The sequence below is a fragment of the Streptomyces sp. NPDC050121 genome (assembly GCF_044460385.1).
Taxonomy (GTDB): Bacteria; Actinomycetota; Actinomycetes; order Streptomycetales; family Streptomycetaceae; genus Streptomyces; species Streptomyces soliscabiei.
Genome location: NZ_JBITJV010000010.1, coordinates 80356 through 94821 on the forward strand (window position 1 = coordinate 80356; position 14466 = coordinate 94821).

Here is a 14466-nt window from a genome sequence, read left to right on the forward strand (position 1 = left end):
AGTGTTTCTCGGGAAGGTCGGCGAACTCCGCAGTCGCAATACTGATGTCGGCACATCGCCGGTCTGTGGCGCGTGAGGTTTCCAGGCGCACGGCCGGTATTCCGGATGTGGCCATGTGGCAGGCAGAGAGGAAACGGAAGTGCGCAGACTGTGGTCGGCGGTTCTGACGCTGGCGATGGCGGCGGGACTGGTCACGGTTATGAGCGGCAGCGCGTCCGCTTGGGAAATCAAGAGAGTGATCGACTGGAACATATCCGGCATCCACAGCGGTGGCGCCGGAAACGAACGCAGCTACTACAACGTCATCGATTCTATTCACCGGGAATCCTATGGAAATTCGACCCCGATGGACTCCGTCCGCCAGACCCAGTTGAACCGAGAACAGTTGATCCAGGTCAGGGTGAACGGCGAAGGCAACGCCCAGCTCGCCTCGATCTACCTGTGGGCGGACAACCTGTACGTAGCCGGATTCTGGTCGCCCGGTCGCAACGGCCATCCGGGTAGACACTGGGCATTCGACGACCGGAGGAATGATTTCGCCCAGGCCCTGCATGTGCCTTTAGCGTCGCTGCATACCATGCCGTCGAACGGGAGCTACACCCAGCTGCCCGGAGGCCAGCCGGAAGAACGGGCGCAACTGGCCATCACTTCGGCGCGTATCTGGGACGCCATGTACACACTGAACGATGTTCCGGCGTACAGTGACCCGGTCGGCCGGAGCATGCTGATCGCCATTCAGATCTTCTCCGAGGCGTCTAGGTTCGCAGCCGTTTTCGACACCGTCCGAGAAAATATCCGCGAGGGACGGGAGACACCGCTGAACCACTTCGACGCGCAGCGCGGAAACTTGAATCTCGCTGCGCTGGAGAACCAGTGGGGGCAGATCAGCCAGTTCGCTCACGACAACCGGCAGAATCCACAGATCGGCATCTGGGTCATGGGGCACTTGGTGACGAGCCTTGCTGGACTCGCCTACTGGTGTGGCGGGTTCGTCGAACTGAACGGCTCCCAGGCGAGGCTCTGAGGGCACGGTAGGGGCAGACGGCTGTCAGGAACACCGGCACGACGCACTGTGCGGTGCGTGTTCTCGGCCGTCGAGGTTGACGGACCGGTGACGCAGGCGCCGGCGGTCGCGCGTACGCGCTGCCGACCGCCGGGGCACGGGCGTCCCCGGCAGGGCCACCGGGTCTGCCGGTAGGGGCGCGTTTGAGATGTGCCGCCGCTACGACGACGTGGCCCGGCTGGGCCTCGCCCGGCGCTGAGCGGGGCACGGACCGAACGCGGACCGAACGCGGACCGAACGCGGACCGAACGCGGACCGAACGCGGACCGAACGCGGACCGAACGACGCAGGGCCCTTCCGGGAGTTCCGGGAGGGCCCTGTGCTTGTGCTTGTGGTGACGGCTGTGCCGCGTGCTACCAGATCGCCTCGACCCACTCCGGGTGGTCGATGAACGGGTTGCGGTTGTGCTGGTAGGTGTCGTAGATGACCTGGTTGCGCTTCTCCTCGAAGGCGCTCGGCGGGTCCTCGTCGTTCCACTGCTTGAGGACGGACAGCTTGCCGATGTACGGGTTGCTGCCGTTGTTGACCTTCTCGTTGGGCTCCAGGTCGGCGAAGCCGTCGCCGCCGTCGTAGCGGACCGCCATGTAGAGGATCATGCGGGCCACGTCGCCCTTGTCGGCGTCACGCGGCTCGAAGGAGTCGGAGTCGGTGAGGCTGCCGCCGCCGCCCGAGACCGTGCTGCCGCCGTTGTCGAAGTCCTTGTTGCCGCGGATGCTGTTGACCGTCACGTCCGCGGGACGCAGGTGGTGCAGGTCGGTGCCGGGACCGGTCACCTCGCCGAAGTCGCCGTGGGACTTGGCCCACACGTGCTCGCGGTTCCAGTCGCCGACGTCGCCGCCGTTGAGGGACTTGCTGCGCGAGACGCCGCTGTACAGCAGGATCACGTTGCTGCTGTTGTTCGGGTCCTGGTCGGTGACCTTCAGCGCGTTCCAGACGGCGGAGTACGAGATCTTCGAGACGTTGGCGCTGATGATCGTGTGCAGGGACGACTTCAGGCTCGTACCCGTCTTGCCGACCGCGTTCTTGTAGTACGTCGAGTCGTACGCCGTCGTGGTCGCGGCGGCGGGGGTCGCCGTGAGCGCGGGCGCGGAGAGGCCGACCAGGACGGCAGTGGTGGCAAGCGCCACCGACTTCCATCGGCGTATGCGTGTCGCCAGCATGTGGGGTGTCCGATCTACGCGGGTTGATTGGAGGCGGCAATCGGGAGAGTGACATGCACATGCGGTCATGGCAATGAATCTGACATGTCGATCAGATGACGAGAACCGGCAAACTGCCCTTTGTCTACGCGAGTTGACGTGCGGAAACGGCCCCCGACAGAAGAGTCGGGGGCCGTTGGGGCGATGCGTGTCAGCTCACGTCGGAGGCGTCCAGCCGGTAGACGGTGGAGGTGTTGGACGTGTTGGACGTGTTGGAGGTGTTGGAGGTGTCGGCTTCGGAACCGGCCTCGGAACCGGCCTCGGAGGTCGAAGTCGAGCTGTACTCGCTCTCCTTCACCGCAGTCCCGTTCTTCTGCACCCAGGTGGTGATCTCGGAGAGGAGGCTGTTGTTGCCGCCGCCGGGGCCGCCGCCGCTGCCGAGCTGGATGTAGTGCAGCTCGCCCTTCTTCACCAGTTCCTTGAGCTTGGCCGGCGTCATCGCGTTGTCGGAGCCGGTGAAGCCGAACATCGAGATGACGGGCTTGCCGGTGCTGAGGATCAGCTGGCCCGCGCTCTGCGAGTTGGACACCGCGATCAGCCACTTGGCGCCGTCCTGGTGCTTCTCCAGGTACGAGACGAGCCCGCTGTCGGCGCCGCCCATACCGCCGCCACCGCCCATACCGCCTCCGCCTCCGGCGGGGAACTCGCCGGTCGCGCCGCCCTGTTGACCGTTCTGGCCGTCGCCCTGGCCGTCGCCCTGCGGGAGTTCGCCGTTGCCGCCGCCCGGGGGCAGCTGTCCGTTGCCGCCCCCGCCGGGGAACTCGCCGTTCGCCTGGCCGCCCTGCTGCGTACCGCCCTGCTGCGTACCGCCGGGCAGCCGGCCGCCGGGACCGCCGTTGCCGTCGCCCCCCATGGCGCCCCGGCCGCCTCCGCCGGGACCGCCCATGCCCCCGGTGGAGGGGCCGGCGGTGGGGTTGGTGCCGCCCATCATGCCCCCGGAGGAGCCGAAGGCCGGCGAGGCGGCGTACGCCGTCGGACCCGCGAGGGCCGCCACGATCGACGCGGCGACGGACACGCCGAGCAGCCGGACCCTGGTGCCCGAGCTCGCGGACCGCAGGACGAACAGCCCCACGATCGCGCCGGCCATGACCACGCTGACGGCCGGCCACAGCCAGGTGTTCCAGCCGGTGGCCCGGCGCAGCAGCACGATCGCCCAGACGCCCGTGACGGCCAGTCCCGCGGGCAGCACCCACGACCAGCGGGCGTCGCCGCTACGGAAGGCGCGCCACAGCATGACGCCGCCGCCACCGGCGAGCGCCGCGATGCCCGGGGCGAGCGCGGTCGTGTAGTACGGGTGCATCGTGCCCTCGGCCATGGCGAAGGTCAGGTAGTGCAGCACCAGCCAGCCGCCCCACAGGACCAGCGCGGCGCGGGTGACGTCGGTGCGCGGGGCGCGCCCGCACAGGACCAGGCCGGCGACGAGCGCGATGCCCGCGAAGGGGATCAGCCAGGAGATCTGGCCGCCGAGGATGTCGTTGAACATCCGGCCGATGCCCGCGGTCCCGGCGAAGGTGCCGCCCCCGCCGCCCCCGCCCCCGCCGTTGCCCTCGCCGCCGAGGACGCGGCCCAGGCCGTTGTAGCCCATGATCAGGTCCCAGGCGCTGCCGTCGGTCGAGCCGCCGATGTAGGGGCGGTCGTCGGCGGGCACCAGGGACACGGCCGTCGCCCACCAGAAGCTGGAGACGGCCAGCGCCAGGGCCGCGAGCAGCAGGTTGACGGCCTTCTTCCGCCACCCCAGCCGAGACGCGTACACGTAGACGGCGAAGACGGCGGGCAGGGCGATGTAGCCCTGGAGCATCTTGGTGTTGAAGGCGAGCCCGAAGCACACGGCGGAGCCGATGAGCGGCAGCAGCCTCTCGTCGCGCGTGGCGCGCAGCGCGAGGGCCGCGCCCGCGACCATCAGCAGCACCAGGACGGTGTCCGGGTTGTTGTCGCGGTTGATGGCGACGGTGATCGGCGTCAGGGCGAGCACGAGTGCCGCGACGGCGGCCGCCGCATGCCCGAACACCCGCTTCACGGACGCGTGCAGGATCCAGATCGTGCCCAGCGCCGCCGCGACCTCCGGGACCATCATCTGCCAGGTGCCGAAACCGAGGATCCGGCAGGACAGGCCCATGATCATGAGAGCGAACGGCGGCTTGTCGACGGTGATGAAGTTCCCGGCGTCGAGCGAGCCGAAGAACCACGCCTCCCAGCTCTTCGTGCCGCTGTAGACGGCGGCGCTGTAGAAGCTGTTGAGGCTCGAACCGGACAGGTTCCAGGAGTAGAGCACGCCGGCCAGGAGCATGATCGCGATCAGCGCGGGGAGCGACCAGCGCGGCGCCCTGTCCGGCGGGGGCCCCGCCGGGACCGCCTCGGAGGCCGTCGGCGGCGGCCAGTCGGGGGAGACGGCCGGGGCCGGGGGCGCGGTCGGGGGAGCGGTCGGGTGGTGGAGTGGATCGGTCGCAGAGGTCACCACTGCACGATGCGTACGTCCCATGAGCGAGGGCTGTGCTCCACCTGGGGACAGCCTGTGGCTGGGTGAGACGGCGGTAAGAGCCCGGCGCAAGACCAGGCGGAGGCGTCGCCCGGACATCCGAAACCACGGCGCCTGACGCCGCGGCACCTGGTGCCAACAGCGTTGTAGGGCCGCGTAACTGAGAGACCGTCGGCCATTCGTCCGGCGAGTGCCCCCGCGCGAACACGCATACAACTTTCGCACGTGCGTATGAGTCAACGTGGCATGACTCACCGGACTTCAAGACGCAGGAGAGGACTGGTCGTCGCCACCCTCGGCACCGGTCTCCTCATAACCGGCGTGGCCGCCGCCACACCTGCCTCGGCCGCCGCCCCGACCGTCAGCTGTACGTCGAGCAAGGCGGCGCTGGCCGCCAAGCTGAAGAAGGACATCACGGCCGCCCTGGTGAACCGTAAGGGCACGATCGCCGTCGGCCTGTACGACCGCACCACCAACACCACGTGCACCCTGCGCGCCTCCACCGCCTACGACTCGGCGAGCGTCGTCAAGGTCACCGTCCTCTCCGCGCTGCTGTGGGACGCGCAGAAGACGCACCGGGCGCTCACCAGCCGCGAGAAGTCCCTCGCCACGGCGATGATCACCAAGTCGGACAACGCCTCCACCTCCACCCTGTGGAAGCAGCTCGGCCCGACGAGGATCAGGAACTTCCTGACGGCCGCCAAGATGACCCAGACCAAGCCGGGCGCGAACGGCTACTGGGGCCTGACCCAGATCACCGTCACCGACGAGCAGAAGCTGCTGAACCTGCTCACCGCCAAGAACGCGGTCCTCACCGACGCCTCGCGCGCCTACGTCAACCAGCTGATGGGCCAGGTCATCTCCTCCCAGCGCTGGGGCACGCCCTACGGCAGGCCCGCCGGCGTCACCTGGCACGTCAAGAACGGCTGGCTGTCGCGCGCCACGAACGGCTGGCGGGTGCACAGCGTCGGCACTTTCAAGGGCGGCGGCCACGACTACAGCATGACCGTCCTCACTCACGGCAACAGCACGATGAACTACGGCATCACGACCATCCAGGGCGTCGCCAAGGTCATCCACAGGGACCTCGCCGCGAGCTGACGCTTCACGTTTCGGCCTCCCGGGCGTCACCGGTCCGTCCTACGGTGACGGCCATGCGCCTGCGAACCGTACTCGCCACCCTCACCGCCGGCCTGGCGGCGGCCACCGCTCTCACCGCCGCCGGGCCCGCCGACGCCGCCCCCGCCACGAACACGGCCGCCAACCCGGCGATCAACCCGGCCGTCAACCCGGCCACGGGCAACGCCTGTTCGCCGTCCGTCTCCCTCGACCGTTTCTCCGACGCCCTCGACAAGACGACCTACGACGGCACGTTCGTCGGCAACTTCTCCGCGCTCGCCGTAGACCGCGACGGCGGCTCCCTCGCCGCCCTCTCCGACCGCTCCGCCCTCTTCGGCCTGGACGCGAGAACCCTCGCCCCGGAGTCGGTCGTCCCGCTCGCCGACGAGAACGGCGCCGCCCTCGACTCCGAGGGTCTCGTCATCGACGGCGACGGCACCCCTCTGATCACCTCCGAGACGGAGCCGTCGATCCGCCGCTACAGCCGCGACGGCCGGATCCTGGACCGTCTCCCGGTGCCGTCGTCGCTGCTCGTCGCGCCCGCCGGCCGCGCCACGTCGAACCAGACCTTCGAGGGGCTGACCCTCCTGCCCGGCGGCCGCACGCTCCTCGCCTCCATGGAGTACGCGATTGCCGGGGACAGCGCGGGCATCGTCCGCTTCCAGACCTGGAACCGGACCAAGGGCGGCCGCTTCGCGCTCGGCGCGCAGTACGCGTACCGCACGGACTCCGGCCTCGGCGTCCCCGAGGTCCAGGCCACCCCCGACGGGCGCCTCCTGGTCCTGGAGCGCGGCTTCACCGCCGGCGTCGGCAACACGGTCCGCCTCTACCTGGCCGACCCGCGCCACGCGACGGACACGAGCGGCGTCGGGAACCTCACCGGCCAGGACGGCATTCGCCTGATCAGGAAGACCCTGCTGACGGACCTGGCGACCTGCCCGTCACTGGGAGCGACCGCCAAGCAGCCCCAGCCGAACCCGCTGCTGGACAACATCGAGGGCATGGTGATCACGGGCCACGCCAAGAACCGCCTCAAGGTGCTCCTGGTCAGCGACGACAACCAGAACGCCGCACAGACCACACGGTTCTACGACCTGCGGGTACGTGTCTGACCGTCGCCCCCGTTCTGTTGCGGCGGGATGAAATCCGCCTCGTTCGACGTTGGTGCCTTCCGGAAGATCAGGTCTGTTCGAAGTCCGAAGGAAGGCATCCGCGTGGCAGCGCAGCAGGGGGAGACATCGCGAGGCTGGGCACGCCGCCTGGCAGGCTACGCATGGCGTCACCCGACGGACGTCGTTCTCGCGCTCGGCTCCTCCCTGGCCGGCATGGCCGTCATGGCCCTGGTCCCGCTGGTCACCAAGGTGATCATCGACGGCGTCATCGGCGATCACAGCCGTGCCATGGCCCCCTGGGCGGGAGCCCTCCTCGGCGCCGCGCTCCTCGTCTACGTCCTCACCTACGTCCGCCGCTACTACGGCGGCCGGCTCGCCCTCGACGTCCAGCACGACCTGCGGACCGAGATGTTCGAGACGATCACCCGGCTCGACGGCCGCCGTCAGGACGAGCTGTCCACCGGGCAGGTCGTGGGCCGCGCCACCAGCGACCTCCAGCTGATCCAGGGCCTGCTGTTCATGCTCCCGATGACGATCGGGAACCTGCTCCTCTTCCTGATCTCCCTGGTGATCATGGCGTGGCTGTCGCTGCCGCTGACCCTGGTCGCCCTCGCCGTGGCGCCCGCGCTGGCGTACATCGCCAAGCGCAGCCGCACCAAGCTGCACCCGGCGACCTGGTACGCGCAGGCGCAGGCGGCGGCGGTCGCTGGCGTGGTCGACGGCGCCGTCAGCGGCGTGCGCGTGGTGAAGGGCTTCGGGCAGGAGGACCAGGAGACGGGCAAACTGCGCGAGGTCGGCCGCCGGCTCTTCGCGGGCCGGCTGCGCACCATCCGGCTGAACAGCGCGTACACCCCGGCCCTGCAGGCGGTCCCCGCGCTCGGCCAGGTGGCGATGCTGGCGCTGGGCGGCTGGCTGGCCGTGCGCGGGCACATCACCCTCGGCACGTTCGTCGCGTTCTCCACCTACCTGGCCCAGCTCGTCGGCCCGGTGCGGATGCTCGCCATGGTCCTCACCGTCGGCCAGCAGGCCCGCGCGGGCACCGAACGCGTCCTGGAGCTCATCGACACCGAGCCGTCGATGACGGACGGCACCAGGGAACTCCCCGCCGACGCCCCCGCGACCGTCGAGTTCGACGACGTCTCCTTCGGCTACGACCCCGACCACCCCGTCCTCGACGGCCTGAGCTTCGAGATCCGCCCGGGCGAGACCCTCGCCGTCGTCGGCTCCTCGGGCTCCGGCAAGTCGACGGTCTCGTTGCTGCTGCCCCGCTTCTACGACGTCACCCGGGGCGCCGTCCTCGTCGGCGGCCACGATGTCCGCGAGCTCACCCAGGACTCCCTGCGGGCCGCGATCGGCCTGGTCCCGGAGGACTCCTTCCTGTTCTCCGACACGGTCCGCGCCAACATCGCCTACGGCCATCCCGACGCTGCCCAGGACGAGATCGAGGCCGCCGCGCGCGCCGCCCAGGCGGACCGGTTCATCGCCGAGCTGCCCGACGGCTACGACACGACGGTCGGCGAGCACGGCCTCACCCTCTCCGGCGGCCAGCGCCAGCGCGTCGCCCTCGCCCGCGCGATCCTCACCGACCCGCGCCTGCTGGTCCTCGACGACGCCACCTCCGCCGTGGACGCTGCCGTCGAGCACGAGATCCACGAGGCGCTCAAGCAGGTCATGCAGGGCCGCACGACCCTCCTCATCGCCCACCGCCGCTCCACCCTCAACCTCGCCGACCGCATCGCCGTCCTCGACGCGGGACGCCTCGCCGACCTCGGCACCCACGAGGAGCTCCAGGAACGCTCCGCGCTCTACCGCCGCCTGCTCACCGACCCCGACGGCCTCGGCGGCGTGTCGCCAGGGCACGCCCAGCCGGTCGCGCCCGGCGAGGACACCTCCGTCCGCGACGAACTGGACGCCGAGTTCGACGCCGAGCGCGGTGTGACGCCCCGCCTGTGGACCGGCGACCGCGAGCCGAAGGACACCGCCCTGTCCGGGATGCCCGCCACTCCCGAACTCCTCGCCCAGGTGGAGGCGCTGCCCCCGGCCGCCGACACCCCCGGCATCGACGAGGGGCGGGCCGTCCAGCCGGAGGAGTCGTACGGCCTGCGCAGGCTGCTGCGCGGCTTCGGCGCGCCGCTGCTGGTCAGCCTCGGGCTGGTCGCCGTCGATGCCGGGACGAGCCTGCTGCTGCCGGTGATGATCCGGCACGGCATCGACCAGGGGGTGACGAGGATGGCGCTGGGCGCCGTCTGGGCCGCCTCGCTGCTGGCGCTGCTCGCCGTGCTGGTGCAGTGGTTCGCGCAGACCGGCGAGATCCGGATGACCGGCCGCACCGGCGAACGCGTCCTCTACACCCTCCGTCTGAAGATCTTCGCCCAGCTCCAGCGGCTCGGACTCGACTACTACGAGCGGGAGCTGACCGGCCGGATCATGACCCGGATGACGACCGACGTCGACGCCCTGTCCACGTTCCTGCAGACGGGGCTGGTCACCGCGTTCGTCTCGGTCGTCACCTTCTTCGGCATCATGGTCGCCCTGCTGGTGATCGACGTACAGCTCGCCCTCGTCGTCTTCGCGACGCTCCCGCCGCTGATCATCGCCACCTTCTTCTTCCGCCGGGCGAGTGTGAAGGCGTACGAGCTCGCCCGCGAGCGGGTGTCGACGGTCAACGCCGACCTCCAGGAGTCGGTGTCCGGGCTCAGGATCGTGCAGGCCTTCCGGCGCGAGCGGGACGGCGGGGCGCGGTTCGCGGAGCGCAGCGACAGCTACCGCCGGGCCCGTATCCGGGGCCAGTGGCTGATCTCGGTCTACTTCCCGTTCGTGCAACTGCTGTCGTCGGTCGCGGCGGCGGCGGTGCTGATCGCGGGCGCGGGCCGGATCGAGGCGGCGACGCTGACGACGGGCGCCCTGGTGGCGTATCTGCTGTACATCGACCTGTTCTTCGCGCCCGTCCAGCAGCTCTCCCAGGTCTTCGACGGCTACCAGCAGGCGACCGTCTCCCTGGGCCGCATCCAGGAGCTGCTCCAGGAGCCGACGTCCACGAAGTCCGCCGACGAACCGCTCGACGTCCTCTCGCTGCGCGGCGAGATCGCCTTCGAGGACGTGCACTTCAAGTACGGCTCCACCGACGAACCCGAAGAGGCCCTGACCGGGATCGAGTTGAGCATCCCCGCGGGCCAGACGGTCGCGTTCGTCGGCGAGACCGGCGCCGGCAAGTCGACCCTCGTCAAGCTGGTGGCCCGCTTCTACGACCCCACCGGCGGCCGGGTCACGGTCGACGGCACGGACCTGCGCTCACTCGACCTCACGTCGTACCGCCACCGTCTGGGCGTCGTACCGCAGGAGGCGTATCTCTTCCCCGGCACCGTCCGTGACGCCATCGCCTACGGCCGGCCCGAGGCCACCGACGCCGAGGTGGAGGCGGCGGCGCGGGCGGTCGGCGCGCACGAGATGATCGCGACGCTCGACGGCGGCTATCTGCACGAGGTCGCCGAGCGCGGCCGCAACCTCTCCGCCGGTCAGCGTCAGCTGATCGCCCTGGCCCGCGCGGAACTCGTCGACCCGGACGTCCTGCTCCTCGACGAGGCCACGGCCGCCCTGGACCTGGCGACGGAAGCCCAGGTCAACCAGGCCACGGACCGCCTCGCAGGCCGCCGTACGACCCTGGTGGTGGCCCACCGCCTGACCACCGCGGCCCGCGCGGACCGTGTCGTGGTCATGGACCACGGCCAGGTCGTGGAGGACGGCACCCACGACGAGCTGCTCGCCCTGGACGGGCGCTACGCCCGCCTGTGGCGGACCTTCGTCGGCGAGGTCGAGCCCGAGGAGCCGGTGGGCGCGTCCCGGTGACGACCGTGCAACCATCCGACACACGTCGTGCGTCCGTACATGTGTACGGCAATCGCGAGTGAGGCCGGGGGGACGCGGCCGTCGCGTACGGCGAACCTGGGAGGGGACGGGGACCGTGGGCATAGGTGCGAGGAGTGCGGCAGTGCGGCGGCTGGGGATGGGACTGGCCGTGCTGATCGCGGCCGCGCTGCTGGCCGTCGTGGCGCCGGGCAGCGCCCAGGCGGCGCCGTCCACGACCTGCGCGGGACACCGGGTGCGCACCCTGCCGTTCTCCACCGGCTCGGTGCTGGTCTACAAGAACAACAACCTGGTCTGCGCCGTCACCGTCCAGAAGCACCCCGGCGCGGTGCGGCTGATGTCGGTGAGCGTGCAGGCGCGCGGCCATGTCGCCGTCCCCAAGTCCTGGAAGCACACCCGTACCTCCCCCTCCGTGACCGTCTACGCGGGACACCGGTGCGTGCGGGTGACGGGAGCGGTGGGGGCCGGCAGATACAGCTCGGGCTGGATCCTCTGCTGACCCCGACTCGCCAAGTCCCTCTGGTGTGACGGGTGTTGTCGACGATAGTTTCCGGCGACGCACATCTGTCTCACAGGGAGGGTGCACGCGCATGCGCAAGGCGCTCAGATGGCTGCTGGCGCTCACCGTGCTCATAGGCACGTTGAGCACGGCGGGCGCGGCCACCGCCGCGGAGCCGGAGCCGGCCGACATCAAGGACCGGCTTCTGACGATCCCCGGCATGAGCCTGATCCAGGAGAAGCCGTATCCCGGCTACCGCTACTTCGTCCTGAACTACACCCAGCCGGTCGACCACCGGCACCCGTCCAAGGGCGCCTTCCAGCAGCGGATCACGGTGCTGCACAAGGACGTCAGCCGCCCCACCGTCTTCTACACCGGCGGCTACAACGTCTCCACCACACCCGGCCGCCGCGAGCCCACCCAGATCGTGGACGGCAACCAGGTCTCCATGGAGTACCGCTTCTTCAGCCCCTCCCGCCCCGACCCCGCCGACTGGTCCAAGCTGGACATCTGGCAGGCGGCGAGCGACCAGCACCGCATCTTCCAGGCGCTGAAGAAGATCTACAGCAAGAACTGGATCTCCACCGGCGGCTCCAAGGGCGGCATGACGGCGACGTACTACGAGCGCTTCTACCCCAGGGACATGGACGGCGTGGTGGCCTATGTGGCCCCCAACGACGTCGTCAACGACGAGGACTCGGCGTACGACCGTTTCTTCGCCGGCGTCGGCACCAAGGAGTGCCGCGACCGTCTGAACGGCGTGCAGCGCGAGGCGCTGGTGCGCCGGGAGCCGCTGGAGAAGAAGTACGCGGCGTACGCGGCGGAGAACGGCTACACGTTCACCACCATCGGCACCCTGGACCGTGCCTACGAGGCCGTCGTCCTGGACTACGTCTGGGGCTTCTGGCAGTACAGCCTGCTGTCCGACTGCGACACGATCCCCGCGAACGCGGCGACGGCGACGGACGACGAGATCTGGACGTCGGTCGACACGATCTCCGGCTTCTCCGCCTACACCGACCAGGGCCTGGAGACCTACACCCCGTACTACTACCAGGCGGGCACCCAACTGGGCGCCCCCACCATCCACTTCCCGCACATCGAGAAGCAGTACATCCGCTACGGCTATCAGCCCCCGCGGAACTTCGTGCCGCGTTCGATCCCGATGAAGTTCCAGCCGTGGGCGATGCGTGACGTCGACACCTGGGTCAGGCACAACGCCCATCACATGCTCTTCGTCTACGGCCAGAACGACCCCTGGGGCGCGGAACGCTTCCGTCTGGGCAAGGGCGCGAAGGACTCCTACGTCTTCACGGCCCCCGGCCTGAACCACGGCGCGAACGTGGCCGGCCTGGCCGCGGACCAGAAGTCCCTGGCGACGTCCCGCATCCTGGACTGGGCAGGCGTCGCACCGTCGGCCGTGTCCCAGGCCAAGCCCCTCGCGAAGTTCGACGCGAAGCTGGACGTCCGCGACGTGGAGCGGGAGCCCGCGCTGCGGCCGTGACCTCAGTGAGTGGGGCAGACCGGACCCACTGACTCGTTGGGGAGGTAGGCGGCGCGCTCCTGCGGAGTGAGATCGCGGTGGACGACTCGGCAGATCCTCTGGACGGCCTCGGAGGGTTCGGCGGCGGTGTCCGCGTCCCACAGACGCGCCGTCTTGTCGTCGCTTGCGGTGGCGACGGTGTGGCTGTCCGGGCTGAACGCCACCGCGTTCACCCAGTCGGCGTGGCCGATGAGCGGGGTGCGGGTCTTGCCGTTGTGCGCGTCCCACACCCTGGCGGTGAAATCCCAGCCGGCGGTGGCGATGAGGCGGCCGTCGCCGCTGAAGGCGACTCCGAAGACTTCGGCGGTGTGCCCTTCGAGGGTGGCGCGTGGTGTTCCGGTGTCCACGTCCCACAACCACGCCGTCTTGTCGTCGCTTGCGGTGGCGACGGTGTCGCTGTCGGGGCTGAAGGCGACCGCGTTCACCTCGTCGATGTGTCCCTTGAGGACGGCACGTGGCTTGCCGGTCTTCGCGTTCCACAGGCGAGCGGTCTTGTCGGCGCTCGCGGTGGCGATGGTGCGGCCGTCGGGGCTGAAGGCGACTCCGTACACGATGTCGGTGTGCCCGTGGAGAGCACGGCGGTAGGCACCTGTGTCCGCGTTCCACAGTCGCACGGTCTCGTCGTCGCTTGCGGTGGCGACGGTGTGGCCGTCGGGGCTGAAGGCGACCGCGTTCACTGCGGCGGTGTGTCCTTTGAGGGTGCGGCGATACTTGCCGGTGCTCGCGTTCCACAGGCGAGCGGTCTTGTCGGCGCTTGCGGTGGCGATGGTGTGGCCGTCGGGGCTGAAGGCGACCGCGTTCACTGCGGCGGTGTGTCCTTTGAGGGTGCGGCGATACTTGCCGGTGCTCGCGTTCCACAGGCGAGCGGTCTTGTCGGCGCTTGCGGTGGCGATGGTGTGGCCGTCGGGGCTGAAGGCCACCCCCTTCACCGCGCCGGTGTGCCCGGAGAGGATGGGCCCGGGCCGGGCGACGTTCGTGTCCCAAAGGCGTACGACCGCGTCACGGCCGGCTGTGGCGAGGATGCGGCCATTGGGGCTGAAGGCCACCGCGAAGACGCTGTCGGTGGCGCCGTTGAGGGCGTTCCGGGGCGTCCCGGTGGCCACGTCCCACAGCCGTACCGGGCGTTCGAGGCCGACGGTGGCCAGGGTGCGGTTGTCCGGGCTGAAGGCAACCCCGACGACCTGTTCGGCATATCCGCTGAGAGCGATGCGGGGTTTGCCGGTCGCGTCCCAGAGTTGAGTGACGGAGTCGAATCCGACGGTGGCGAGAGTGCCGCCGTTGGGGCTGAAGGCCACCGCGACCACCCGCGCGGTGTGTTTTCTGAGCACCTTGCGTGGCTTGTGGGTCTCCGCGTTCCACAGAATCGCCGTCGTGTCGGCGCTTGCGGTGGCGATGGTGTGGCCGTCGGGGCTGAAGGCGACCGCGTTGACAGCGGCGGTGTGCTTGTTGAGGACGGCGCCCGGTTTGCCGGTGTCGGCGTTCCAGAGCCGGATCGTCGTGTCGGCGCTTGCGGTGGCGATGGTGTGGCCGTCGGGGCTGAAGGCGACCGCGTTGACAGCGGCGGTGTGCTTGTTGAGGACGGCGCCCGGTT

The 14466-nt window shown here is 69.8% G+C and carries 9 protein-coding genes; 6 read left to right on the forward strand and 3 right to left on the reverse strand.

The genetic code is table 11. From position 1 onward, the window contains the following. Positions 1-139 precede the first annotated feature (139 nt). Positions 140-1024 carry a ribosome-inactivating family protein gene (locus tag ACIBTS_RS17440; protein ID WP_399320232.1) on the forward strand — a complete coding sequence of 295 codons (885 nt, stop codon included), beginning with the start codon at positions 140-142 and terminating at the stop codon, positions 1022-1024. A gap of 392 nt (positions 1025-1416) precedes the next feature. On the opposite strand, the gene ACIBTS_RS17445 is transcribed toward ACIBTS_RS17440, so the two are convergent. Further along, positions 1417-2223 carry an endonuclease I family protein gene (locus tag ACIBTS_RS17445; protein WP_399320234.1) on the reverse strand — a complete coding sequence of 269 codons (807 nt, stop codon included), beginning with the start codon at positions 2221-2223 and terminating at the stop codon, positions 1417-1419. A 190-nt stretch (positions 2224-2413) separates the two neighbouring features. Continuing rightward, positions 2414-4717, reverse strand: coding sequence for an ArnT family glycosyltransferase (locus ACIBTS_RS17450; protein ID WP_399320236.1), 2304 nt, complete (start codon positions 4715-4717; stop codon positions 2414-2416). 267 nt (positions 4718-4984) lie between these two features. Between ACIBTS_RS17450 and ACIBTS_RS17455 the strand changes: the two genes are divergently transcribed. The 5 genes from ACIBTS_RS17455 to ACIBTS_RS17475 all read left to right on the forward strand — a co-directional run bounded on the left by ACIBTS_RS17455 (position 4985) and on the right by ACIBTS_RS17475 (position 12836). Then, positions 4985-5839 (forward strand): serine hydrolase, encoded by an 855-nt coding sequence (locus ACIBTS_RS17455; RefSeq protein ID WP_399320238.1) that lies wholly within the window; start codon positions 4985-4987, stop codon positions 5837-5839. A 53-nt stretch (positions 5840-5892) separates the two neighbouring features. Continuing rightward, positions 5893-6969, forward strand: a complete 1077-nt coding sequence (locus tag ACIBTS_RS17460; protein WP_399320239.1) for an esterase-like activity of phytase family protein — start codon at positions 5893-5895, stop codon at positions 6967-6969. Between the two features lie 102 nt (positions 6970-7071). Continuing rightward, on the forward strand, positions 7072-10815 hold the full coding sequence (locus tag ACIBTS_RS17465) for an ABC transporter ATP-binding protein (protein WP_399320241.1): 3744 nt from the start codon (positions 7072-7074) through the stop codon (positions 10813-10815). A gap of 142 nt (positions 10816-10957) precedes the next feature. After that, positions 10958-11332, forward strand: coding sequence for a hypothetical protein (locus tag ACIBTS_RS17470; protein ID WP_399320243.1), 375 nt, complete (start codon positions 10958-10960; stop codon positions 11330-11332). 91 nt (positions 11333-11423) lie between these two features. Next, positions 11424-12836, forward strand: coding sequence for a S28 family serine protease (locus ACIBTS_RS17475; RefSeq protein WP_399320245.1), 1413 nt, complete (start codon positions 11424-11426; stop codon positions 12834-12836). A gap of 2 nt (positions 12837-12838) precedes the next feature. On the opposite strand, the gene ACIBTS_RS17480 is transcribed toward ACIBTS_RS17475, so the two are convergent. Next, the coding region (locus ACIBTS_RS17480) for a WD40 repeat domain-containing protein (protein ID WP_399320246.1) at positions 12839-14466 on the reverse strand (1628 nt) is incomplete at its 5' end.